At 40.1% G+C, this 24,062-nt stretch carries 21 protein-coding genes and 1 pseudogene; 20 read left to right on the forward strand and 2 right to left on the reverse strand.

Annotated features, from left to right (window positions below; translation table 11 throughout):
- The first annotated feature begins 168 nt into the window (after positions 1-168).
- The 4 genes from JMY01_RS04935 to JMY01_RS04950 all read left to right on the forward strand — a co-directional run bounded on the left by JMY01_RS04935 (position 169) and on the right by JMY01_RS04950 (position 4,689).
- A complete protein-coding gene (locus JMY01_RS04935; protein ID WP_201574536.1) occupies positions 169-1,113 on the forward strand; it encodes a 3-carboxyethylcatechol 2,3-dioxygenase in 945 nt (314 codons plus the stop codon).
- 99 nt (positions 1,114-1,212) lie between these two features.
- Positions 1,213-2,082, forward strand: a complete 870-nt coding sequence (locus JMY01_RS04940) for an alpha/beta fold hydrolase (protein ID WP_201574537.1) — start codon at positions 1,213-1,215, stop codon at positions 2,080-2,082.
- A gap of 53 nt (positions 2,083-2,135) precedes the next feature.
- Positions 2,136-2,678 carry a cupin domain-containing protein gene (locus JMY01_RS04945; protein WP_201574539.1) on the forward strand — a complete coding sequence of 181 codons (543 nt, stop codon included), beginning with the start codon at positions 2,136-2,138 and terminating at the stop codon, positions 2,676-2,678.
- Positions 2,679-3,006: 328 nt separating this feature from the next.
- Positions 3,007-4,689, forward strand: coding sequence for an NAD-dependent malic enzyme (locus JMY01_RS04950; RefSeq protein WP_201574540.1), 1,683 nt, complete (start codon positions 3,007-3,009; stop codon positions 4,687-4,689).
- 457 nt (positions 4,690-5,146) lie between these two features.
- On the opposite strand, the gene JMY01_RS04955 is transcribed toward JMY01_RS04950, so the two are convergent.
- The gene (locus JMY01_RS04955) at positions 5,147-5,797 is read right to left on the reverse strand and encodes an IS1595-like element ISPssp3 family transposase (protein ID WP_201574297.1); all 651 of its coding nucleotides are present in this window, start codon (positions 5,795-5,797) and stop codon (positions 5,147-5,149) included.
- A 301-nt stretch (positions 5,798-6,098) separates the two neighbouring features.
- On the opposite strand from JMY01_RS04955, the gene JMY01_RS14065 reads away from it, so the two are divergent.
- The 5 genes from JMY01_RS14065 to JMY01_RS04975 all read left to right on the forward strand — a co-directional run bounded on the left by JMY01_RS14065 (position 6,099) and on the right by JMY01_RS04975 (position 11,198).
- Positions 6,099-6,320 carry an IS630 transposase-related protein gene (locus JMY01_RS14065; RefSeq protein ID WP_227677675.1) on the forward strand — a complete coding sequence of 74 codons (222 nt, stop codon included), beginning with the start codon at positions 6,099-6,101 and terminating at the stop codon, positions 6,318-6,320.
- Positions 6,313-6,942, forward strand: a complete 630-nt coding sequence (locus tag JMY01_RS04960) for an IS630 family transposase (protein WP_227677677.1) — start codon at positions 6,313-6,315, stop codon at positions 6,940-6,942. The genes JMY01_RS14065 and JMY01_RS04960 overlap by 8 nt, the downstream gene beginning before the upstream one ends.
- Positions 6,943-7,655: 713 nt before the next feature.
- Positions 7,656-8,786, forward strand: coding sequence for a 2Fe-2S iron-sulfur cluster binding domain-containing protein (locus tag JMY01_RS04965; RefSeq protein WP_201574541.1), 1,131 nt, complete (start codon positions 7,656-7,658; stop codon positions 8,784-8,786).
- A 114-nt stretch (positions 8,787-8,900) separates the two neighbouring features.
- A complete protein-coding gene (locus JMY01_RS04970; RefSeq protein ID WP_201574542.1) occupies positions 8,901-9,899 on the forward strand; it encodes an AraC family transcriptional regulator in 999 nt (332 codons plus the stop codon).
- Positions 9,900-9,983: 84 nt separating this feature from the next.
- Positions 9,984-11,198: an IS256 family transposase gene (locus JMY01_RS04975; RefSeq protein ID WP_201574543.1), complete on the forward strand. Its 1,215-nt coding sequence runs from the start codon at positions 9,984-9,986 to the stop codon at positions 11,196-11,198.
- A 158-nt stretch (positions 11,199-11,356) separates the two neighbouring features.
- On the opposite strand, the pseudogene JMY01_RS04980 reads toward JMY01_RS04975, so the two are convergent.
- Positions 11,357-11,837, reverse strand: a pseudogene (locus JMY01_RS04980) (transposase); the annotation flags it as partial.
- 291 nt (positions 11,838-12,128) lie between these two features.
- On the opposite strand from JMY01_RS04980, the gene JMY01_RS04985 reads away from it, so the two are divergent.
- The 11 genes from JMY01_RS04985 to JMY01_RS05035 all read left to right on the forward strand — a co-directional run bounded on the left by JMY01_RS04985 (position 12,129) and on the right by JMY01_RS05035 (position 24,060).
- Positions 12,129-13,262 carry a 2Fe-2S iron-sulfur cluster binding domain-containing protein gene (locus tag JMY01_RS04985; RefSeq protein ID WP_201574544.1) on the forward strand — a complete coding sequence of 378 codons (1,134 nt, stop codon included), beginning with the start codon at positions 12,129-12,131 and terminating at the stop codon, positions 13,260-13,262.
- Positions 13,263-13,291: 29 nt separating this feature from the next.
- Positions 13,292-14,614 (forward strand): M20 family metallopeptidase, encoded by a 1,323-nt coding sequence (locus tag JMY01_RS04990; protein WP_201574545.1) that lies wholly within the window; start codon positions 13,292-13,294, stop codon positions 14,612-14,614.
- Between the two features lie 102 nt (positions 14,615-14,716).
- On the forward strand, positions 14,717-16,165 hold the full coding sequence (iaaH, locus tag JMY01_RS04995; protein ID WP_201574547.1) for an indoleacetamide hydrolase: 1,449 nt from the start codon (positions 14,717-14,719) through the stop codon (positions 16,163-16,165).
- A gap of 65 nt (positions 16,166-16,230) precedes the next feature.
- On the forward strand, positions 16,231-16,944 hold the full coding sequence (locus JMY01_RS05000; RefSeq protein ID WP_265089844.1) for an SDR family NAD(P)-dependent oxidoreductase: 714 nt from the start codon (positions 16,231-16,233) through the stop codon (positions 16,942-16,944).
- 87 nt (positions 16,945-17,031) lie between these two features.
- Positions 17,032-17,985 carry a VOC family protein gene (locus JMY01_RS05005; RefSeq protein ID WP_201574549.1) on the forward strand — a complete coding sequence of 318 codons (954 nt, stop codon included), beginning with the start codon at positions 17,032-17,034 and terminating at the stop codon, positions 17,983-17,985.
- A gap of 19 nt (positions 17,986-18,004) precedes the next feature.
- Positions 18,005-18,847, forward strand: a complete 843-nt coding sequence (locus tag JMY01_RS05010) for an alpha/beta fold hydrolase (RefSeq protein WP_201574550.1) — start codon at positions 18,005-18,007, stop codon at positions 18,845-18,847.
- Positions 18,848-18,875: 28 nt separating this feature from the next.
- A complete protein-coding gene (locus tag JMY01_RS05015; RefSeq protein ID WP_201574551.1) occupies positions 18,876-19,322 on the forward strand; it encodes a lipocalin-like domain-containing protein in 447 nt (148 codons plus the stop codon).
- A gap of 408 nt (positions 19,323-19,730) precedes the next feature.
- Positions 19,731-21,065 (forward strand): Rieske 2Fe-2S domain-containing protein, encoded by a 1,335-nt coding sequence (locus JMY01_RS05020; protein WP_201574552.1) that lies wholly within the window; start codon positions 19,731-19,733, stop codon positions 21,063-21,065.
- A gap of 248 nt (positions 21,066-21,313) precedes the next feature.
- Positions 21,314-22,141, forward strand: a complete 828-nt coding sequence (locus tag JMY01_RS05025) for a transporter (RefSeq protein WP_201574553.1) — start codon at positions 21,314-21,316, stop codon at positions 22,139-22,141.
- A gap of 135 nt (positions 22,142-22,276) precedes the next feature.
- The gene (locus JMY01_RS05030) at positions 22,277-23,062 is read left to right on the forward strand and encodes a 2-keto-4-pentenoate hydratase (protein ID WP_201574554.1); all 786 of its coding nucleotides are present in this window, start codon (positions 22,277-22,279) and stop codon (positions 23,060-23,062) included.
- Positions 23,063-23,118: 56 nt separating this feature from the next.
- The gene (locus JMY01_RS05035; protein WP_201574557.1) at positions 23,119-24,060 is read left to right on the forward strand and encodes an acetaldehyde dehydrogenase (acetylating); all 942 of its coding nucleotides are present in this window, start codon (positions 23,119-23,121) and stop codon (positions 24,058-24,060) included.
- The last annotated feature ends 2 nt before the right edge of the window (positions 24,061-24,062 follow it).

The following is a 24,062-nucleotide window of genomic DNA, read 5'->3' on the forward strand; positions in this document are numbered from 1 at the left end:
CATTAAAGCTTGTCTCTAATCTACGGGGTTAGGGACAAGCTCTTTATTATATCGTTAGTATTTAATACACAAACTTGATGGTTGTCGTAAAAACTACATTCATCAACGACACTTTAGCAAAACGGTAAAACAAAATGACAGCCGTTAATCAAACCGAGATAGCTTAACATGCCAGCACTATTGCAATGTTTATCGCACACGCCTTTAGTAGGCTTGGTAGACCCTGATAAGCCTATTCTGGACGAAATTAATGGTGTCATTGCTCAGGCACGTAAAGAGATTGAGGCCTTTGATCCAGAGCTGGTACTGCTTTTTTCACCAGATCATTACAATGGCTTTTTTTATGATGTGATGCCACCCTTTTGTATCGGTACGGCCGCCTATGCTATTGGTGATTTTGGCTCAGCAAAAGGCGACTTATTAGTGCCCGCTGAACTTGCTGAAGCTGCTGTACAGTACGTTTTGGATGCCGATATCGATGTGGCTATCTCCTATAAAATGCAGGTAGACCACGGCTTTGCGCAACCTTTGGAGTTTTTGTTGGGCGGCATAGATAAAGTGCCCGTTATTCCAGTATTTATCAATTCTGTCGCGGTACCGCTGCCTTCTTTTAAGCGTGCGCGGTTATTGGGCGCAGCACTAGGGCGCTATGTGGCAACCTTGAATAAGCGGGTATTAATTATAGGGTCAGGTGGTCTATCCCATCAACCACCAGTGCCGGAGCTGGTTAGCGCAAATGAGCTGGTCAAAGATCGAATGCTGGGTAGTGGGCGTAATCTCCCAGCGGATGAGCGTCAAGCTCGTACACAGCGCGTCATCGATGCGGCGCGCCACTTCGTTGCTGATCAAAATTCGCTATATCCACTGAATCCAGAATGGGATCAGTGGTTTTTAGAGCAGTTAATTACTGGTCGGGTCAATGAGCTGGATAAAATAACTAATAAAGAGATCTCTGAAAAAGCGGGAAAATCTACTCACGAAGTAAAAAACTGGGTAGCGGCTGCGGCAGCTATGGCGACTTTTGGTGATTACCAAAAAAAATCCAGCTACTATCGTCCGGTTCCAGAGTGGATCGCAGGATATGGTGCATTGACACTAACGAGTGTTGAGTAGTTTTTTTAAATCAATATCTTAAGCAACTGTTTAAAGAGATAAAATTCAAGTCACTAAATTAATAATATAAATATAATTCTAATTCCAAGGATTTTGAATATGACACAGCAATGGACTGAAGCAGAAACCAGTAAATTTATAACCATAAAAGAAGGCGATACCGATCTAAATATTCACTACAACGATACCGAAAGGGGTGGTGAAGTGGTGGTCATGCTACATGGCTCTGGCCCAGGCGCTAGTGGCTGGGCAAACTTTAATCGCAATATTGAGCCGCTGACCGCAGCAGGTTATAGAGTGATTTTGATGGATTGTCCCGGCTGGAGTAAGAGTGACAGTATTATCAATCAAGGCTCGCGCTCACATCTCAATGCTCGAATTCTCAAAGGCTTGTTTGATGGTTTAGGTCTAAGTAAGATTCATATTATTGGTAATTCTATGGGCGCTCATAGTGCCGTCGTCTTTGCTATGGATTATCCTGAGTATGTCGATAAGCTGATATTGATGGGCGGTGGTACGGGCGGTGGTAGTTTGTTTACGCCCATGCCCGCTGAAGGTATCAAACGCATCAGCAAGCTGTATCGTGAGCCGACTATAGAGAACATCAAAGAGATGATGGATATCTTTGTCTATGATACCAGCCATCTAACAGAGAGTTTATTCCAAGCTCGTCTAGACAATATACTGGCGCGTGAAGATCACCTAGAAAACTTTGTAAAAAGTAGTGAAGCCAACCGCAAACAGTTTCCAGATGTCGGTCATCGTTTAGATGAGGTCAATAATGAAACCTTGATCATCTGGGGTCGTGACGACCGCTTTGTCGCTATGGATCTTGGTATTCGTCTCTTAAATGGTTTGCCGCGAGCTGAACTGCACGTGTTTAATCGCTGTGGCCACTGGGTACAGTGGGAGTATGCTGATAAGTTTAACCGTATGGTATTAGATTTTCTGAAACATGGTATTGAATAATTCAACAGGCTTTAACCTATTTAACTGAATAACGAAAGCTTAAGGACAAAACTATGACGGATTATAGAGTATTGGTCACTGGCAATGATGAGAATAGTAAATCTCATATCGTTCTGAACACGCCCATTAACGTTGAGAATTATTTTACTTATCAGCCAGGTTTTAGTGTGGAAGTGTTTTGGCAAACTTCTGCCAATACTACTGTTGGTGAGCCCTTTAAAACAATAACTTGGGATAAGTCTTCTATACTGCCTAAGCCTGCAGCAACATCATCAATGATTATAACTTTTCCTCCTATCTCTAATACAGAGTCACTAGCACCTGTCAATTTAGAAGATATGATCAAGGAAACCGCCGAGCGTTTACCAGGTTTGGCTGAGGCCTTTGAATCAGAGCCACCAGGCTTTCATTCTACTAATACTATCGACTATGTGGTGCTATTAGAAGGTGAAATTAAACTATTGTTAGATAATGACAGTACAGATCTGAAAGTTGGCGATATTGTTGTCCAAAATGGCACAAGGCATGCGTGGGTTAATGAAAGTGCAAATCCGGCCAAGTTATTAGTCATCATGATTGGTGCCGATAGAAAGTAATGTCTCAAATAAACTATTTTAACTATATCGAAGACCAGTTTACTTGAGTCAATTAACCATATTTGACAGGGTTAAGTTATTAGAATACTGCTTTTCGAACTAAAGTTTATATCTATTTCTTTATTAATATTGACTCGTTAATCGACCCCTTTCATCCACTTTCAGAGAGAAAGCGATATTAGTTTAAGGTAAAGGTATAAGTAATAAACTTTAGACCCATGCTCACTCAAAATGATTTGTTATCTATTGTTAAGTATGGGCGGATGCTATGTATAATGCAGCATTAGCATCGTTTTTACTCATACGTCCTTAATAAGAAGATTTTATTATGCCAAACAAGCGTCCCTTATATATTCCCGTTGCTGGACCCGCTCTATTAGAGACTCCTTTACTGAATAAAGGTAGTGCTTTTTCATCAGAAGAACGTGATAGCTTTAATTTAACAGGGCTATTGCCTCACAACATTGAAACGATTGAGGAGCAGTCTCTGCGGGCTTATCACCAAATGCGCTCATTCACCAATGCGATGGATAAACATATTTATCTGCGCAATATACAAGATACCAATGAAACCTTATTTCATCATTTACTTGAGCAGCATATAGAGGAAGTGATGCCGCTCATTTATACGCCAACGGTTGGTCAAGCGTGTGAAAAATTCTCGCAAATTTATCGCCGTAAACGGGGTTTATTTGTCTCATATCCTGAGCGTCATAAAATCGATGATATGCTGCAGAACGCCACCAAACAAAATGTCAAGGTAATCGTAGTCACTGATGGTGAACGTATATTGGGCTTAGGCGACCAAGGTATTGGCGGTATGGGGATTCCCATTGGTAAATTGGCTTTGTACACGGCTTGTGGAGGCATCAGCCCCGCTTACTGTCTGCCCATTTTGCTAGATGTCGGTACCAATAATCAACAGCTACTTGATGATCCTATGTACATGGGCTGGAGGAATCCACGCATCTCTGGCGATGAATATAATGAATTTGTCGATTTATTCATTCAAGCCGTTAAGCGTCGTTGGCCAGAGGTGTTATTACAATTTGAAGATTTTGCCCAGGAAAATGCCACGCCGTTATTGAATAGATATCGTGACCAATTATGCTGCTTCAATGATGATATTCAAGGGACTGCTGCAGTATCGGTCGGTACTTTGATTGCAGCGTGCCTAAATAAAGGTGAAAAGCTAAGTCAACAAAGAATAGCGTTCTTAGGCGCAGGGTCAGCGGGCTGCGGTATTGCGGAGCATATCATTCGCCAAATGCAGCGCGAAGGATTGACTGAAGAGCAGGCTCGTAGCCAAGTATTTATGGTTGATCGTTATGGTTTGCTCACTGATGGCATGACAGAACTACAAAAATTCCAAGAGCCGTTGGTGCAAAAGCAGTCCGCTATTGAACATTGGGACAAGAGTCAAAAACTGGGTTTAGCACAAGTGGTCAAACAGGCAAAAATAACGGTATTATTTGGTGTTAGCGGCCAAAAAGGTTTGTTCACTCAAGAGGTGATTGAGTCCTTATGCGCGAATACTGAAAGCCCAATTGTATTACCGCTCTCAAACCCTACCTCGCGTGTCGAAGCCACACCGCAAGAGGTGATGAATTGGAGCCATGGTCGCGCCATTATCGCAACAGGTAGCCCATTTGCTAATACCACTTTTAACGGTCAGTCTTTTGAGGTCTCTCAATGTAATAACAGCTATATATTTCCTGGTATCGGTCTTGGTGTTTTAGCAGCACGGGCGACAGGTATTAGCGACAATATGTTAATGGCGGCAAGCCAAGCCCTCGCAGATATCTCAGTGCAGTACGAAAAGGCACCCGGTGCCATACTACCGCCAATTAGGTTTATTCAAGAAATTAGTAAAGAAATCGCTTATGCCGTAGCTCTACAAGCGGTTAAAGATAAGCTTGCATTACCAGTTACGGCGGAGAATCTAGAACGCCGATTAAAAGCGAATTTTTGGTTACCTGAGTATCGTAACTATCGTCGTACTTCTTTTTAACTTTGCAAATTATACCAAACCCAAAAAGTACGATTAACTTTGTCAAACTTGCTAAGCCTACTATGAGTAGTACTTGCACAAGTTTTCCGCGTTATAGTCGATACACTCTAAAAATGTCATAGCGCTACTGGGATGAATTTTGCGCAGCCTCTGTGTACGCAGCACGCAAGTAAAATTTATACCAGTAGCGCGTTTAAATCCATAACAATTTTACATTCAGCTGACTATACTCTAATTTTTGGAAGTGGTGTTAGATGCAGACAAGCCCAGTGCTATATAAAGTAGCATTGGGCTTTTTTGTTAGATTTCATTAAGTCATAGGCAATAAAAAACCCTTACAAGTCAATGACTGTAAGGGTTTGAATTTGGTGGGCCCAGTATCAACTTAACTTAGTAATTAAATGTATGATATTGAATAGTTTTATATATCAATAAAATTTGGGGCTGTCCTAGATAATTAGCTCAAACCCTGTTTAACCCATTGTTTTAATTGTAGTAATTGCGACTTTGGGTCACTGTGATTAAAACGCCACTCACATTCCTTTAAATAGAGGTGAAAATGCTCTTTTGGGACCCCGTTAAACTTACGTAGATGCCGTTTAGCTTGGTTCCAGAAGTTCTCTATACCGTTAATATGATTCTTGTCATTAACAAAGGTTTTAGAGTGGTTGATACGATAATGAGTAAACTCACTGACATCTAATGCGTTATAGCTTTTAAATGAGTCAGTATAAACAATGCTATCAGGCTTCACTTTTTCTCTTATGATGGGGATCAAAGTATCTGCTTTAGCATTGGGTATAATACAAGCGTAGACCTTGCCATTACGCTTTAGTAGGCCAAACACGGGCACTTTGCTACCAGCACCTCGCCCTCGCTTGCCTTTACGAGTTCCACCAAAGTATGATTCGTCTACTTCGATTTCGCCTTCAAATAGACCAGGGTCTTGGCTATTCTCGTAAATAAGTAGTCGTAGCCTATGAAAGTAATAACTGGCTGTAGTTTTATTAACACCAACTAGGCTTGCTGCTGTTCTGGCGGTAGAACCGGCAACAAATAACTCGATTAGTCTGCTTTGTTTATACCAACTTAGTTTGCTTTTTCTCATAGTGCTATCCTAAATAATTTTACTTATCTAGGACAGCCCCTAAAATTTTTATACCAACCAATATACCAACTATTCATTTGAGTAAAAGCTTGGTCAACTAGCCAAATTTAGGTATTCAGATTCAACAAGAAATATTGTTATCATTTGTTAAATATGAGAATTTTTTTATTTATATTTTTATTATGCTATAAATCTCAATAGGATCATCATCCTTATTGTAATTACGCTTATCTATGATATAGTCGGTCTTTTATAAATAAGATACAATACTATTAAAACTAAGAGAAAGATATTAATAACGATGACTTATTCTGCAGACTTCCGGGCGCAAGTGATCAAAAGCGTCAAAAACAAAGACATGACTATTCGTGAAGCGTGTACTTTCTATGACGTTAGCAAGACGGCATTACAACGCTGGTTGAAAAACCCAACAATCAAACAATCTCGGGATAAAGCACCCAGTAAAATACCAAATGAAGCACTTCTTCAAGACGTTGCGCAATATCCACGATTACATGTATGAGCGAGCACAGCGTTTAAATTGTAGCAAATCAGGCATTGAGATTGCCTTAAAGCGTCTTGGTATCAGTCAAAAAAAGACCTTGGAACATCCAAAAGCCTGTCCGATCAAAAGAGCGATATTCCAGAGTAGGCTTGATCACTTTAAACAGCAAGGCTATCCCATTGTCTATATGGATGAAAGCGGCTTTGAGCACGAGACTATCCGCTCTCATGGCTATGCACCGATAGGTACACCCTGTATAGATAGCTACAACTGGCAAGCAAAAAAGCGTACGAATGTCATCGGGGCATTGTATGAAAAAATGCTGTTTGCGCTTGATTACTTTGAGCAGAATATTAACAGCACCATATTCTACAACTGGTGCAAACGAACACTAATCCCAAGCCTTAAAACCAAATGCGTTATTGTCATGGATAATGCTCGGTTTCATAAAAATAAGCGTATCCAAAAACTACTCAACAGACATGGTCATCGTATTTTGTGGCTGCCACCGTACAGTCCTGATCTTAATCCCATTGAAAAGAAATGGGCTCAAGCTAAGTTTCTACGCCAAGGCTGGATGGAGAATAATCTGCCTAAGGTATTTCATGATATGGGTTGTATCTCTTTTATTGTGGATTGACTATATTAAGCCTTCCCAACATATAGATACTGTTCTCAAATCTGCCTCGTAATATATTCCATATACCTTCTGGCACTATCAAATAGGCTCCCATCGCTGGGTCTAGATACGCATAATGCATCGGATACCAATGATAGTGCCATATTTTATATTTAGTATTCAGAACATCTCCAAAGTAATGGTCAAACCCCGACATTAACGTCGTCACCCGAGAAAATTAAACTTTATACCTTAGCTCTCTACACTATATAAATAAAAGCATATAGAGCTTTTTCGACTCATTAGGTTTAAATAAATCCATAGCAAGTATAGATATTAACGATATTTCGAACACCATAGTATTGAGGGGTTTGCTACCTAATAATTTGGAGTTTGGACTATAGTCGGTACTAAATAAAATGGATACGTTATCTGACAACGTGAAACTGGTACAAATTTTTCTAGCTTGCTGTGCCTACGCCGACAGAGGCTACAAAAAATTCATTCCAGTTTCACTGTATCTTCTTTATATGGAGCTGACTATATTCTAGGATTAAGCAATTTCTAATATATCGATAGTGTTTCAAACAATTAAAATTTTTTAGAGTGCGGTTCAGTTTAAGGATAACTGCGTTTTTGGGATAAGTGCTGTGCTAAATGGAGCGCGTTAGGGGATGGATATTTCATAGTATGGAGTTAATGCGAACCATATTGAAAGGAATCACGCTATGCTCATGGATGAACAAGCCCCCAATCTTAATATTGATTCAGATACAGACTACCATGATGTTGCTGTCAACACGCATGATGAAATCTCTACGCAATTAAGCTCATCACATCCAGTCGTAACTGACTATCAAATAACATTAAACTTCTCTGATGGTATTACCAAGCAGTTTAGCGTTGCTCCTAATACGAGTATTCTTGATGCTGCTCTTGAGAACGACGTACCTGTATTGTATCAATGTCGCTCGGGTAGCTGCTCAAGTTGTCTCTGTACTATAAATGATGGTGACGCTAATACTCTAGATGGAGAGAGCTCAACTCTACTGCCTAGTGAATGTAGCCTTGGGCAACGTCTAATGTGTGTGTCTCAAGCAAATTCAGATTGTAGCTTTGATCTAGCCTACAGTAGTGACGTAGGTGCTGCTAGCGTTCAAGAAGCTAAAGTATTTATTGACTCAATAGAGCGGATAGCAGCCGATACTGTAAGGCTAACTGTAGAATTAGCAGATGGCTATCACATGAGCTTTAGACCTGGTCAATTCATGCAAATCAACGTACCTGGGGTGGGCTTAGTACGTAGCTATTCACCTTCTAGTACCGATCAAGATCTACCTAAAATGGAATTTTTAGTTCGTCTCATTCCAGGCGGAGTCATGTCAACCTACCTTGCCGAACAAGCAGCCGATCAAGTCCTTACCCTCACTGGTCCTTATGGTGCCTTCTTCTTTCGAGAAGAACATAAACGAGCACCGCACATTTTCATCGCTGGCGGCACAGGCCTTGCGCCTATCTTATCGATAATCGATACATTACGTCAAAGCAGCGGTATCAAACCTAAAATGTTACTTAATTTTGGCTGTGCCATACCCGATGCTTTGTTCTGCTTAGGAGATATTGAGCTAAGAGAGCAGTGGCTACCAAAATTAGAGACAAGGATTTGTGTCGATCGTGAGGCAACAGAGGCACATCACCTAGGTAATCCAGTCAGTCCATTACAAGCAGATGATGTTGCTGATCCAAACACAGTAGCATATTTGTGTGGGCCACAGCCGATGATTAATGCAGCAACTGCTCGTCTAGTTGAACTTGGAGTAAAGGCTGAAAATATCTTCGCAGAACACTTCGTTGCTAGTCATTGATCAATTGTTTTAACTACAAAGAGATAAATATGAAAACTACTAACTAAAGCGCGCAACCTAATAGATTGATATAATTGGGTAGTTTACAAGGAGTGTTTATAAGGAATAAGAATTATGGAAGATTTAAGTTTTAATATAAATATAAAACCTGAGTTAGTACTCTCTAATTATCGGATTTTTGAATCAAGTGATATGGATGAAGTTCGTTCCAGTTCAGCTAGAGTATTATGTGCAAATGATCTTAAACTAGATAGTAGCAATAAAATACTGAATGCAAGCTTATACTATCGAAAAGTTGGTGGTGTAGGATTTGGAAGGCTTAGTTATGGTACCGAAGTAGCTATTAGCCCAGTTGTGTTTGAAGATTTTATACTTATACAAATACCTATACGGGGTTCTGAAAAAATATATTTAGGAAAGGATAAAATATTATGTACACCAAAAATGGTAGGTATTATCAATTCTGAGGTTAAAACTATAATTAACCATAGTCCTAATACTGAAAAAATAATGATTCGTGTTGACAGAGGTTTAATTGAAAAGAACCTTCAACAAATTATAGGTCGTACCTTAGGTACAGCGGTTGAATTCAATTCGACTATGTCTCTTGAAACAAATGAAGGAAGCCAATGGTTGCAAATGATTGGGTGGATATCTGATCTAATATCTAAACAAAGTGATATTTCTCATTTAATGATAACTCAAATTGAAAATAATATTGTCAATATGCTATTAAATTTTCAACACAGTAATTTTTCAGATGAAATTCATAACAATTCTGTTTCAGTTACGCCATCTTTTATTAGACAAATAGAACATTACATACATGATAATGCTCACAAACCTATTGCCATAAACGATATGGCTGAGTATGCGGGTGTGAGTAGTAGATCCCTATTTATAGGATTTAGAAAGTATAAAAATACTACGCCGATGCGATATTTAAAAGAAGTTCGGCTTCAATATGTAAATGAAGGATTGAAGCGTGGTCATGTGGGATCTGATACTGTGACAAACATAGCGCTTAAGTGGGGTTTTAATCACTTAGGGCATTTTTCTACTGACTACAAACGTCGATTTGGCGAAACGCCTTATGAGACTTTATTACGTTAATAGTAATGCGTGTTGAACATTCACAATTGGGAGTTTCCTAAAAACTGTGTAACTGCTTATAATCCCCTAACAGGAGAATAAGCAATGACTAACCAATCTGACATCAAGAAACTGGCCGAGCAAATGGCTGGTAGCATGAACAGCTTCGATGACATCAAAGATTTTCAAAAGCAGCTCATGCAATCCTTTATCGACACTGCCCTTGAAGCTGAGATGGAAGACCATCTCGGCTATCCTAAGCATGAGAAAGCAGATAAACCAAACAAGCGCAACGGACACACTAAAAAGACCGTCCGCAGTGATACAGGCGATCTTGAGATATCCACCCCAAGAGACCGTGATGGCTTTTTTGAACCTACACTCGTGCGCAAGCATCAAACTCGTATCTCAGGCCTTGATGACAAGATCATCTTCCTTTACGCTAAGGGTCAAACCACCACCGAGATTGTAGAGAGTATCAAAGAGCTCTACGATGTCGACATCTCAAGCAGCTTGGTTTCAAGAGTCACTGACAACATCTTAGACGATATCACCGCTTGGCAGAACAGGCCACTGAGTAGTGTTTATCCTATTGTCTATCTAGACTGCATTGTCGTTAAAGTACGTCAAGACAAGCAGATCATCAACAAGGCTATTTATCTGGCGCTAGGCGTGGGGCTTGATGGTAAAAAAGAGCTGCTTGGTATGTGGCTCTCAGAGAATGAAGGCGCTAAGTTCTGGCTGGGTGTTCTCACTGAACTACAAAACCGCGGGGTACAAGACATCTTAATCGCTTGTGTTGACGGTCTAAAGGGCTTCCCTGATGCCATCAATACCGTTTATCCCAAAGCCAAGGTTCAGCTGTGTATCGTGCACATGGTGCGCTATTCAATGAAGTTTGTGCCATGGACGGATAAGAAAGCCGTAGCGGCTGATTTAAAGGCTATCTACGGCGCTGATACGCTTGAGATAGCAGAACCCAATCTTGAGCACTTTGATGAGACTTGGGGTGATAAGTACCCGCATGTGGTTAAGTCTTGGCGTAATAACTGGGAGGGCTTAACGGTGTTCTTTGGCTACCCTAAAGACATCAGAAAAGTGATTTATACCACCAATGCGATAGAGTCGCTAAACAGTGTGATTCGGACGGCGGTGAATAAGCGTAAAGTATTCCCCTCTGATCAAGCTGCATTCAAAGTGGTGTACTTAGCCACCCAGCAGGCATCCAAAAAGTGGTCGATGCCGATTCGTAACTGGACGTCTGCTTTAAATCGCTTTATGATTATGTTTGATGACCGTATTAGTAAGCATTTAATCTAAATGGCAGTTACACAGAATCTGGGATGGGCTCTCATAATTCCAACCAAAAATAACCGCAAGCGAGTGCTATAATAATTCTGTTTGAGCTTATTGAGCTTATTGAGCTTATTGAGCTTATTGAGCTTATTGAGCTTATTGAGCTTATTGAGCTTATTGAGCTTATTGAGCTTATTGAGCTTTATAGCAGTTACTCTGTAATTTTTCAGCTTAGCGGAATTGTTTTCTACTAAATTGTAAGCTTTTTGCAAGTAACGCTTCATATAGTTATTGGTGAATTTAGCATTCTGTTTGCTAGGAATTCTATTGTAACAACTGGCTTGTTTGATATGCGCTCGTAGCGTATCAGAATTATAGACCTTATTAGCACATAAGGTCATAGTAGTGCTCAAATTTACTTTAGCAGTTAAGTCTTTTGTCACCTTCACATTATGATTTGTGCTATCTCAATAGAGTAATGAGCTTGTTGATACGAGGCCAAAGTTGGTAAGCTTTGTGTATAGTATTAGGTTTACCAAAATACTTAGGTAAGTCACGCAAAAGGCAATTCACCTGCATCCGATAAAGAATACTTTCAACTGTCTGTCACGGTTTTCCTTCATCATAAATATTTGGTTATAGCAAGTTAAATTTTAATCTGATTCAGTGTTCATATTTGAGCATTGTTCGAGGCATAGCAAATGAGGTCTTTTGGTGTGAAAACTTAAAGATTACTCGTTTGCTATTTTTTTACCAAAATTTTATCGACAATGTTCAATACGCACTAATATATCGATAGTGTTTCAAACAATTAAAATTTTTTAGAGTGCGGTTCAGTTTAAGGATAACTGCGTTTTTGGGATAAGTGCTGTGCTAAATGGAGCGCGTTAGGGGATGGATATTTCATAGTATGGAGTTAATGCGAACCATATTGAAAGGAATCACGCTATGCTCATGGATGAACAAGCCCCCAATCTTAATATTGATTCAGATACAGACTACCATGATGTTGCTGTCAACACGCATGATGAAATCTCTACGCAATTAAGCTCATCACATCCAGTCGTAACTGACTATCAAATAACATTAAACTTCTCTGATGGTATTACCAAGCAGTTTAGCGTTGCTCCTAATACGAGTATTCTTGATGCTGCTCTTGAGAACGACGTACCTGTATTGTATCAATGTCGCTCGGGTAGCTGCTCAAGTTGTCTCTGTACTATAAATGATGGTGACGCTAATACTCTAGATGGAGAGAGCTCAACTCTACTGCCTAGTGAATATAGCCTTGGGCAACGTCTAATGTGTGTGTCTCAAGCAAATTCAGATTGTAGTTTTGATCTAGCCTACAGTAGTGACGTAGGTGCTACTAGCGTTCAAGAAGCTAAAGTATTTATTGACTCAATAGAGCGGATAGCAGCCGATACTGTAAGGCTAACTGTAGAATTAGCAGATGGCTATCACATGAGCTTTAGACCTGGTCAATTCATGCAAATCAACGTACCTGGGGTGGGCTTAGTACGTAGCTATTCACCTTCTAGTACCGATCAAGATCTACCTAAAATGGAATTTTTAGTTCGTCTCATTCCAGGCGGAGTCATGTCAACCTACCTTGCCGAACAAGCAGAAGCCGATCAAGTCCTTACCCTCACTGGTCCTTATGGTGCCTTCTTCTTTCGAGAAGAACATAAACGAGCACCGCACATTTTCATCGCTGGCGGCACAGGCCTTGCGCCTATCTTATCGATAATCGATACATTACGTCAAAGCAGCGGTATCAAACCTAAAATGTTACTTAATTTTGGCTGTGCCATACCCGATGCTTTGTTCTGCTTAGGAGATATTGAGCTAAGAGAGCAGTGGCTACCAAAATTAGAGACAAGGATTTGTGTCGATCGTGAGGCAACAGAGGCACATCACCTAGGTAATCCAGTCAGTCCATTACAAGCAGATGATGTTGCTGATCCAAACACAGTAGCATATTTGTGTGGGCCACAGCCGATGATTAATGCAGCAACTGCTCGTCTAGTTGAACTTGGAGTAAAGGCTGAAAATATCTTCGCAGAACACTTCGTTGCTAGTCATTGATCAATTGTTTTAACTACAAAGAGATAAATATGAAAACTACTAAAAAAATGTCTTTTTCAGCTGAACAGACTGAATGGTATGAAAAGGCTCGGTCTAGGCTAAATCCTGAACGCCTGCAAAAACTTTTATTCGATTTAACTAATATTCACAGCCCGACAGGAGCAACGCGCGAAGCAAGTGAGTTTATGGCAGGCCACTTCAAAAAAATAGGCATGAAATCTCGCTATTATCCTATGAGTGATATTACAGGTAATGTAATGGCTGAATACAAAGGATCAGGAGGCGGTGCAACAGTATTGTTATATGCACCTATAGATACCCACCTTGATCGTGTTGCTGGTGAAGAGATTCTCACAGGCGATGGTGAAGAGGCTGATTTGCAGCCTTATGCACAGCAAGTCGATGACTGGGTCTTTGGGTTGGGATCATCTAATCCTAAAGCAATGGTTGCTACTCTTACTGAAGTTGCTAATGCATTAATTGAAGCTAAAGTGCCCTTGATAGGTGATTTGCAAATAGGTATGGCAGATGGTGGTATGCCTGTTGATATCAGCTCTCGAAATTCTGGAATGTCTAATGGCGTTCTCCATATGCTTAATCGTGGTATGTATCCGGATTTTGCTGTCATTATGAAACCATGGAATTGGGTCTTTCATGAAGAACCTGGTATGGCATGGTTCAAACTAAAAGTTTATGGAACTCTTGGTTACGCTGGTGTCCCGCACAATGTACCAGGTTTTCGTAGCTCTGTAGTACCAGCTGCAACGGTTATTACTGAGCTTCAACAATGGATTTTAGAATACACCGAACGAAACACAAGTGGTGTGATACAGCCACACGGTTGGATTGCCGGTGTTCGCGGTGGGGATGTGGAGCGCCCTGCATTTCCAAGTGCTGTTACCGAGATATTTTTTGATGTTAGAGTTAATCCTCGTGTTAGTCCAGCTGATGTAAAGTCTCAGTTTTCTGATTTCATTGAGGATCTTAGGAGCCGTTTTCCAAGCCTTGATCTAGATTGGGAGCAATATGGTTCCGTTCCTGGAGGTACAACTGATCAGGATAACTGGATTATTCAGTCTTGTAAGCGTGGTTGGGAGTTTATCGAGAAGCGTCCACATGGAGTGCCAGATTTGTTAGCTGGTCAAACAGATGGAGCTGCTTTACGTCGCTACGGTGTCCCCACCGCTCGTATTGGTTGGCCATGGCCAGCAACTGGAGCACCATTGCCAGTAGCTGAAGGTCTTGGTGGTATGGGAGCAACATATGTTCCTGATTTGATGCCTTGCGCGGAAAAAATTCTTTACGCGCTAATAGATACCTTAACTCGCTCTAGAAAAGAACTAGATCTTTAGGTATTTAAAGTAATTAATAAAAAAAGAATGGATTATTTAAACGTTGGAAATATTAAGGACAACACTTTCATATCTTGAAGGTTACTAATAAGGAGAGTTTAGATGGAAGTATTTGAACTAGCTTCTCAGGCTATATTGACAGATATCACAATTGCTGAAGCAGTCAGTGACTTTCGTAATGGAAAACTAACGAGTGTTGAGCTGGTCAGTGCTTGTTTGGAACGTGCTAATGAAGGTAAAGAGTTAAATATCTTTGTGACCTTAGATAAGGAAAAAGCGCTTGCAGCTGCCAGAAGTGCTGACAAACAGCGAAAAGATGGTGAAGTCATGAAGCCTCTGAGTGGTATTCCAATTGTGGTCAAGGATAATATTCATACAGCTGGACTACTATGTACAGCTGGGTCACCTGCTTTTTCAGAGTATATACCTAGAGAAGATGCACCAACTGTGGCTAAGTTACGTGAAGCAGGGGCCATTATCTTAGGAAAAACAAATTTGCATGAACTTGCATTTGGTACCACTGGTTATAACAAAGCCTACAACACAGGTATTGGGATAGGTATTCGTAACCCTTACGACAATTCGCGTATTGCAGGAGGCTCCTCCTCAGGTAGTGCTGCTGCGCTTGGGGCTCGTATGGCTCTAGGGTCTTTAGGGACCGATACGGGTGGCTCTATGCGTATTCCATCAGCCCTAAATGGGTGTGCTGCCCTGCGGCCTAGTGCAGGCCGATATTCTAATGAAGGTCTTATACCAATTGCCGAAACACGTGACACGGTTGGACCTATGGCGCTATGTATGTCTGATCTAATTCTGCTAGATAGCATAATTACCGATGAATATGAATTACCACCCATTGCCCTTAAAGAGTTACGCCTCGGTGTACCAACTGAATTTTGGAACAATCTTGATAGTGATACCTCTATGCTAGCAGAAGGTGCTATTGAAAAGCTCAAAGCTCATGGTGTTACTGTCATAAAGATAGATGATGCTGGTTTGCAAGCTCTCAATGAACCAGTTGGGTTTTCTGTTGTTATCTATGAAGCATATGATTGTATGGTCAAATATTTGAATGATTATAGTCATAGTATGACAATTGATGAGCTTGCTGAAAAAATTAGTAGTCCAGATGTTCAGGCTATTTATAAAGAATGGATATTGCCAAGGAAGATGCCTTCCAACGACGGTTTGATTGATGTTGAGCCAATTTATAGAGCTGCACAGAGTAGGGGGCGTCAAGTACTGAGGGAGCGATATCAAGAGTTATTTACTAAGCATAATATTGATGCACTAATATTCCCAACTACTGCTGTAGTTGCTCCATTAGCTAATGATGATATTTATCGGCCAGAGAACTTTGAGCGATTAATGCAGAATACTGAATCTTCTGCTAGCGCAGGCATTCCAAGCATACAGATTCCTATTGGTCTAGGTGACTTTACCGGATTACCTGTAGGCATGGAACTTGATGGTCCAGCTGGTAGTGATCGTCGGTTACTTGCTATTGGCCAAGTTTTAGAAAGCATATTTGGTCGTATACCTATGGCATAACTTATTAAGTTTTTAAAAGTTAATACAAGCAAGGAACGCTAAATACAAAAGTTGGAGCAGAGTTTATGAGTATTGATAATCAATGGCACGATAAAGTTATCTTAGTAACTGGTGGTGCTAGTGGTATGGGCCGAGATGTCAGTTTAACTCTAGCAAACCTAGGGGCTAAGATAGTTATTGGGAATCGTAATTCACAAGCAGGACAAGCAATTATTGATGAAATTATTAATAGTGGTGGACAAGCGGTATTCAAAGTTACTGATGTGTCAGTTGCTGATGATTGTGAAGCATTAGTTCAGTTTGCTTTAGAGACGTACGGATGTCTTGACGCCGCTTTCAATAATTCAGGTACTCAATATGAATTTAGCCCTATGCATGAAACACCAATTAATGATGTTTCAAATACTATAGACGTTAACTTAAAAGGTATTCTATATTTAATGAAGTATGAAACCGCCGCTATGCTGAAAAATGGTGGCGGGTCAATTGTTAACAATGCTTCTATTTTTGGTTTAAAAGGTATGGCTAATACACCTGAGTATATTGCGTCTAAGCATGGAGTTATTGGTGCAACGCGTGCAGTTGCGCTAGATTATGCTAAAAGTAATATTAGAGTTAACGCCATTTGTCCTGGACCTATTAAAACACCTGGTTTTGACCGCGTGACTGGTGGTGATGATCATATGTACGATAATGGTGTACCGATGCATCGAATCGGTCAACTCAAAGAAGTGACTACAGCAGTATTGTGGCTATTGTCTGAACAGGCTTCTATGTGACAGGAACTACTCTTTCTATAGATGGTGGTATGTCAGCAGAATAATACTTTCTGCAAGTATTACTAAATAATTAAAGGGAAATAAATAATGATACAGGCTTTAAGTTATATCGTTGTAGAAACTCCTCATCTAGAGTCTTGGATAAACCAAGCTCGTGATCATGTCGGTATGCAGATTGAAGTCGTTGAGCCTAATCAATGTGTACGTTTACGTGTAGATGAGAAGTTTCAGCGTTTTGTAATTACTAAAATAGATGGTAAAGCCACGATGGGAATGGGTTTCGAAGTAGCCGGAAAAATTGAGCTTAATAAGATTAGTAAGATGCTTAAACAAGAGGGTTATGCTGTTACGGAAGGAAGTCAGCAAGAGTTAATTTTACGTGGTGTGGATGACATGTTCTTTTTTTATGATCCAGATGGGGTACGTATAGAGGTATGTTATGGTTTAGCAGATGCTGATAGTCAGTTTGAGTCGGGTCGTCCTATTGGTGGGTTTCGAACAGGTGATATGGGTTTAGGACATGTAGCTTTGATTACGGAGCATTTTGACAAAATGAGCCATTTATATCGCAATATATTTGGCTTAAAACTAAGTGATCATACTGAAGTACCTTTTCGTGTGGAGTTTTTGCACTGTAATCCACGTCACCATACTATCGGTATTGCACACACTGGGGGCCCTGCTAAAATCTATCACCTAATGCTAGAGTACAATGACTTTGATGATGTTGGTCGTGCCTATGATATGGCATTAATAGATCCAGACAGTATCGGTGTGACACTAGGTCGACATATAAATGATCACGCAATTTCCTTCTATTTAAAAAATCCTGATGGATGGATGATTGAGCTTGGATGGGCTACACGTACTATTGATTCAGATTGGAAGGTTGAAGAGCTTGAAGGAATGAGCTTATGGGGGCATGACCGTACATGGCTGCCTGATAATAAGCGCGAAGAAGCAAGACAAATATTAAAAAAATTATCAAAAAAAGGTCAACGTGCACCCGTAATTACTACTGCTCAAAACAGCCATAACTAACTAAAAGAGGTCAAAAATTATGTCTAATTCAACTACTAGTATACAGTCATCACCAGAAGTTGCTAATAGCATTGATATTGGTGATTATACTCTCAATTACCATGATCAGGGCGAAGGTGAGGCAGTTTTACTAATTCATGGCTCAGGACCAGGCGTAACTAGTTGGGCAAACTGGCGTGGTATTATTCCTGATCTATCTGAACGTTTACGTGTTATTGCTCCAGACATGCTTGGTTTTGGCTATAGCAAATGTCCTGACGATAAGGTGTTAGATACTGATGCATGGGTGGAGTCATTAATTAGTCTATTAGATGCTTTGCAAATTGAACGTGCTTCTATTGTTGGCAACTCATTTGGTGGTGCAATTGCACTAGCACTTGCTAAAAAATATCCAGAACGAGCTAATAAATTAGTGCTTATGGGTGCAGCTGGATTGTCTTTTCCGCTAACAGATGGCTTGGATAAAGTTTGGGGTTATCAACCAACTGTTGAGGCAATGCGTGGATTAATGGAAGTATTTGCTTATGATCATAGTATTATTAATAATGATTTAGTGCAGATGCGCTATGAGGCAAGTATTAGAGATGACGTTCAAACTCGCTTTGAGCAGCTGTTTCCCGAGCCACGCCAGGCTGGGATTGAGATGTTAGCTTCAAGCGAAGATGAAATACGTTCGCTGCCACATAGTACCTTAATTATTCATGGTCGAGATGATTTGGTAATACCTCTTGAAGTATCTGAACGTCTACTACGTTTAATTTCAAAGTCACAATTACATGTGTTTGGTGAATGTGGTCATTGGGTTCAGATTGAAAAAGCAGAAGAGTTTACTCAATTACTTATTAACTTTTTTGATAAATAATTAAACTAATAATAGAAGGATGATAAAAATGAATCGTGAGTCTATTAAAGGACGCTGGGAAGTAATGTCATGGGAGCAGTTATTTGATGATGGACGCAAAGTTTTACCGATGGGTGAAGAGCTAGACGGTTTTATAGAGTATAGCGACTACGGTATGTTTTGTGTCATCTCGAAAAAAAACCGTGAACAGTTTACAACAGGTGGTCAATGGTCTGCTGATGATAGCGAGAAAGCAGGAGCTTATAGTAGTTATTTAACTTATGCAGGTGATTACGACGTTGATGAGAACAACAATGTTATTACACATCAAATACAACAAAGCATTTTTCCTAATTGGGTGGGCGGTAATCAATATCGCAACGCTGAATTAATTGGAGATATACTTTCACTAACGACGGCTAAACTAGAAGAAGGTACTACTGAAGCTCGTGTGTCTAAATTGAAGTTCAGACGTAAAATATTAAAGACTTCATAAAAAAATAACTAATTTTAGAGCTGGTTTGAAATTTTGTAAACTTAAGGACTGAGTTCTTCATTTAGAAGAACTCAGTCCTTTTTACTTGGATTAAATATTACAATGATACTTATTCGAAAATAGTAGTTCTATAGAAATACCCAAATAATAAATAAATTAAGAAAGCGTTTGATCTATAGTATCAAGAATAAAATTAAGAGAGTTAATATTTTTTATTAAAAAATATGACAATAAGTTATTGAAGATAAAGGTGCAATAGATTAACAACATTTTTATCTTTAGAAATATTCTTATGCGGTTATAGGATGTTATCAGCGTTTACGGGAGTGATAAGGGTTTTAAGATAGCATATTATTATTTTGTAGTATTACAAAGCGTAATACTCTTTATCAAAAAAGGAATTTTAATATGTCTGAAGAAAAAATTGTCCGTCGTCGTGTAGTTACAAAAGGAATTAGTGACTCTCGAACCAATGATGCTAAGACTCAGAGTCAATATCAGCCTTATAAAGACGCAGCATGGGGATTCGTAAACCACTGGTATCCAGCTTTATTTAGTGAAGAGCTTGAAGAGGATCAAGTTGAAGGGATTCAAATATGTGGTATTCCTATTGTTTTACGTCGAGCAAACGGGAAAGTATTTGCCCTTAAAGATCAGTGTATTCATCGCGGAGTACGTCTATCTGAAAAGCCAATGTGTTTTAATAAAGATACTATCACCTGCTGGTATCATGGGTTTACTTTTGATTTAGAAGATGGTGATTTAACTACTATTGTCGGTAATCCAAATGATAAACTGATTGGAACCACAGGAATTACTACCTATCCAATTCATGAAGTTAACGGAATGATTTTCGTATTCGTTAGAGAAGATGATTTTCCTTTAGAAGATGTGCCACCATTGTCTGATGACTTGCCGTTTCGTTTTCCTGAGAACAGTGAAAGATTTCCTCATCCATTATGGCCTGCCTCACCGAGCGTACTTGATGAAAATGCAGTGATTCTAGGAATGCATCGTACTGGTTTTGGTGATTGGCGTATTGCTTGTGAAAATGGTTTCGATAATGCCCATATTTTAGTTCATGCTGATAATACTATTGTTCATGCTATGGATTGGGTACTTCCCTTAGGTATTGTACCGACTTCTGACGATGCAATTGAAGTTGTTGAAGATGATCAAGGCCCGAAGGGAATGATGCAGTGGATGTTCACTGATAAATGGGAGCCCATTCTCGAAAACAAAGAGCTTGGTGTCAAGGTTGAAGGTATGAATGGACGATATTATCGTACTTCAGTTGTATTACCTGGCGTCCTAATGGTTGAGAACTGGCCTCAAGATCATGTAGTACAATATGAGTGGTACGTGCCTATCACTGATGATACCCATGAATATTGGGAGATTTTGGTCAAAGTATGTAATACCCCTGAAGAGCGTAAGAAGTATCAAAAAAGATATGATCTTGTATATAAACCATTGGCGCTACATGGCTTCAACGACTGTGATCTGTATGCACGAGAAGCAATGCAGAACTTTTATACAGATGGTACAGGATGGAATCAAGAGCAGTTAGTTTCAACTGACGTATCTCCAATTACTTGGCGTAAACTTGCATCTAGATGGAATCGTGGTATTGCTAAACCAGCACGTGGTGTTGCAGGTTCTGTTAAGAATACTAGCTTAATCTACAAGGATACAGCAGACGGTCATCGTCCAGGCTATAAAGTCAGAAAAATAGAAGAATAAAGCAAAATCCAGTATCAAATATTTGATACTGGATTTTTATTGTATAAAATTACTTATCATGAGTAAGGCTTGAATGATTTTATAAAGTAGGTTTTGCTCTTATTTAGCAATATAAGTAAGTATTACAAATCAGCTTTTAAGTAAATATTTTTACTACTCGTCATACTATGAGATTTATAGTTTCGTTTAATAAAATAAAGATTTTCCAATAATATTTCTATTAGATTTTTTAAGAACAAGGATGTTCTATGAGATTTTTTCTTGGCACGCTTAGTTTGTCTATAACAGCTTTAAGTCTAGCGATAACTGCTTCAGCTTCTGATTCTCATTATGTTCCCGGTCTTGAAGGTGTTAAGGGTTCTGTTCTACCTCCACCTGGCATATATTATAAAGGCTATCTAGTAGGCTATAACGCGGATAAAAATGACTCATTACCATCCGATAGTAAGGTCGATGTTACTGCTTTAGCTCATAGAGTCGCATGGGTTACCCCTAAAAAGGTACTAGGCGGTGATTTAGCATTTGAAGCTGTTCTGCCTGTACTAAAAACTGACCTAAAAATTGCTGGTCAAGAAATCGATGAGCGCACAGGTCTAGGAGATTTGTATGTCGGCGGCATTGTTGGTTGGCATGGTACGCGTTGGGATGTAACTACAGGAGCAGGTTATTGGTCGGACACTGGAGACTTTGATGCTAGAAGGTTTGCAAGCCCTGGTAAGGGTTATGGTTCGGTTATGCTAAGCCTTGGAGGTAATGTGAAAATTAATTCCACAGGTGATATAACTTTTAGTGCTCTTAGCCGTTACGAAATGCCTAATGGTAATGATCGCAATGACGAACTCATTGTAGAGTGGGGTTTAGGTAAAAGCTTTGGTTTAATTGATGCTGGATTAATTGGTTATAATACCTTTGAAACAGGTGATGGTGATGAAGAAAGAAATGCACTAGGATTATCTTTAGGTTATTTTTCTCCACGTAATCTATTAGGTGGAGATGTTGCTGCTTATAAAGAGTATTCTAATAAAAATACTTTTGAAGGAACAACTTTACGTGCTTCATTGACAAAAGTGTTTTAAGTGAAAATAGGCAATAATCAATAATTGAGAACTATTTCTAGTAATTTTATCTTAAGTAATAAATATTATTCTAGTTGTTTATGTTAACGCTGCAATTTTATTACTTAAATATATTTAACAAGAGAGCTTTAAATTATGAAAGATCACAGTAAAGCTGCAGAGTTGGCCACCACAATCTTTGACGCTTATACCAAAGGCGCAATCGCACCACTGCGTGACCAAGTTGATGCTACCGATATCTCTTTGGCTTATCAGATTCAGCAAGAGAATCACCGCCGCTGGAGTGAGCAAGGTAGAGTCACTATTGGTCGCAAGATTGGCCTGACCTCAACCGCCGTGCAAGCACAATTGGGTGTGGATCAACCAGACTACGGCATGGTCTACGCCGATACTTGCTATTGCTCAGGGGCGCAAATATCTGTCGGTCAGTTTTTGCAGCCCAAAATTGAAGCTGAAATTGCCTTTGTACTGAAGTCTGACTTAGATGCTGACCATTTGACGATTATCGATGTCATCAACGCCGTTGACTATGCTGTTGCCGCTTTAGAGATTGTCGATAGCCGTGTGGCGAACTGGGATATTAGCCTGTTTGACACTATTGCTGACAATGCTTCCTATAGCGGAATTATCGTGGGAACCACTCCCGTACCACTCAGCCAACTGGACTTAGAGAGCTGCAAAATGCAGTTAGCAAATGGTGATGCAGTCGTCTCTGAAGGTGAAGGTCGGGCGTGTTTAGGCAACCCTTTATTGGCGACACTCTGGCTTGCCAATATGATGATCGAAAATGGTCAGGCACTCAAAGCAGGTGATGTGGTGCTATCTGGTGCTTTAGGTCCAATGATAGCTGTCAAATCAGGGGATAGCTTTACCGCCAGCATAGATGGCCTCAATAGTGTGTCAGTGAGTTTCATCGATTAATCAACCAAATAGCAAACCGAATAAGAAGTCCACCTATCGAAAAGGATGTCAATAATATGTCAACGAAAGCGAAAGTCGCCATCATCGGTTCAGGAAATATTGGAACCGATCTGATGATTAAAATTCTAAGAACCTCTCAAGAGCTAGAGATTGTCGCCATGGTTGGTGTCGATCCTGAGTCTGATGGCTTGGCGCGCGCCAAACGTATGGGCGTCGCGACCACTCACGAAGGTATCAATGGTTTAGTGGCTATGCCTGAATGGGAAGACATCGCGATTGTCTTTGATGCCACATCAGCCTCTGCACATGCCACCCATTCTAAAGTTTGTAGTGAAGCGGGCAAAGTCATTGTTGATTTGACCCCAGCTGCGATTGGCCCATTTATTGTTCCAGCCGTCAATGGCGAGTCTAATATCGACCAGCCTAACGTCAATATGGTGACGTGTGGTGGTCAAGCGACCATTCCTATGGTGTATGCCGTATCACGTGTGGCACCGGTGCACTATGCAGAAATCATCGCTTCCATCTCATCAAAATCTGCAGGACCCGGTACTCGTGCAAATATTGATGAGTTTACGGAAACCACCTCGCAAGCAATTGAACAGGTAGGCGGTGCCAAAAAAGGCAAAGCGATTATTGTCTTAAACCCTGCTGAGCCTCCGATGATTATGCGTGACACCGTATTGACCTTTTCTGAAGATGCGAATGAGGACGATATTAGAGCCAGTGTTGATGAAATGGTAAAAGAGGTACAAAGCTATGTACCGGGTTATCGTTTAAAGCAGACAGTACAGTTTGAGCGTTATACCGAGCAAAACCCATTGCATATACCAGATATCGGCACGCTGACAGGACTCAAAACCTCAGTATTTCTCGAAGTAGAAGGGGCGGCGCATTATCTGCCTTCGTATGCGGGCAATCTAGACATTATGACCTCAGCGGCACTGAAAACTGCTGAAAAAATTGCGGTAGCCAGACAAGCATTAAGGGGAGCATAAAT

It is taken from the genome of Psychrobacter sp. H8-1 (genome assembly GCF_904846575.1).
GTDB classification, from domain to species: domain Bacteria; phylum Pseudomonadota; class Gammaproteobacteria; order Pseudomonadales; family Moraxellaceae; genus Psychrobacter; species Psychrobacter fulvigenes.

Excerpts from the sequence above, each read along its gene's own strand:
- JMY01_RS04940 (WP_201574537.1), top strand. The coding sequence starts at position 1,213 with ATGACACAGCAATGGACTGAAGCAGAAACCAGTAAATTTATAACCATA.
- JMY01_RS04935 (WP_201574536.1), top strand. The coding sequence starts at position 169 with ATGCCAGCACTATTGCAATGTTTATCGCACACGCCTTTAGTAGGCTTG.
- JMY01_RS05035 (WP_201574557.1), top strand. The coding sequence starts at position 23,119 with ATGTCAACGAAAGCGAAAGTCGCCATCATCGGTTCAGGAAATATTGGA.
- JMY01_RS04990 (WP_201574545.1), top strand. The coding sequence starts at position 13,292 with ATGAAAACTACTAAAAAAATGTCTTTTTCAGCTGAACAGACTGAATGG.
- JMY01_RS05020 (WP_201574552.1), top strand. The coding sequence starts at position 19,731 with ATGTCTGAAGAAAAAATTGTCCGTCGTCGTGTAGTTACAAAAGGAATT.
- iaaH (WP_201574547.1), top strand. The coding sequence starts at position 14,717 with ATGGAAGTATTTGAACTAGCTTCTCAGGCTATATTGACAGATATCACA.
- JMY01_RS05015 (WP_201574551.1), top strand. The coding sequence starts at position 18,876 with ATGAATCGTGAGTCTATTAAAGGACGCTGGGAAGTAATGTCATGGGAG.
- JMY01_RS05000 (WP_265089844.1), top strand. The coding sequence starts at position 16,231 with ATGAGTATTGATAATCAATGGCACGATAAAGTTATCTTAGTAACTGGT.
- JMY01_RS05005 (WP_201574549.1), top strand. The coding sequence starts at position 17,032 with ATGATACAGGCTTTAAGTTATATCGTTGTAGAAACTCCTCATCTAGAG.
- JMY01_RS04965 (WP_201574541.1), top strand. The coding sequence starts at position 7,656 with ATGGATGAACAAGCCCCCAATCTTAATATTGATTCAGATACAGACTAC.
- JMY01_RS05030 (WP_201574554.1), top strand. The coding sequence starts at position 22,277 with ATGAAAGATCACAGTAAAGCTGCAGAGTTGGCCACCACAATCTTTGAC.
- JMY01_RS04970 (WP_201574542.1), top strand. The coding sequence starts at position 8,901 with ATGGAAGATTTAAGTTTTAATATAAATATAAAACCTGAGTTAGTACTC.
- JMY01_RS05025 (WP_201574553.1), top strand. The coding sequence starts at position 21,314 with ATGAGATTTTTTCTTGGCACGCTTAGTTTGTCTATAACAGCTTTAAGT.
- JMY01_RS05010 (WP_201574550.1), top strand. The coding sequence starts at position 18,005 with ATGTCTAATTCAACTACTAGTATACAGTCATCACCAGAAGTTGCTAAT.
- JMY01_RS04975 (WP_201574543.1), top strand. The coding sequence starts at position 9,984 with ATGACTAACCAATCTGACATCAAGAAACTGGCCGAGCAAATGGCTGGT.
- JMY01_RS04955 (WP_201574297.1), bottom strand. The coding sequence starts at position 5,797 with ATGAGAAAAAGCAAACTAAGTTGGTATAAACAAAGCAGACTAATCGAG.
- JMY01_RS04950 (WP_201574540.1), top strand. The coding sequence starts at position 3,007 with ATGCCAAACAAGCGTCCCTTATATATTCCCGTTGCTGGACCCGCTCTA.
- JMY01_RS04945 (WP_201574539.1), top strand. The coding sequence starts at position 2,136 with ATGACGGATTATAGAGTATTGGTCACTGGCAATGATGAGAATAGTAAA.
- JMY01_RS04985 (WP_201574544.1), top strand. The coding sequence starts at position 12,129 with ATGGATGAACAAGCCCCCAATCTTAATATTGATTCAGATACAGACTAC.
- JMY01_RS04960 (WP_227677677.1), top strand. The coding sequence starts at position 6,313 with ATGTATGAGCGAGCACAGCGTTTAAATTGTAGCAAATCAGGCATTGAG.
- JMY01_RS14065 (WP_227677675.1), top strand. The coding sequence starts at position 6,099 with ATGACTTATTCTGCAGACTTCCGGGCGCAAGTGATCAAAAGCGTCAAA.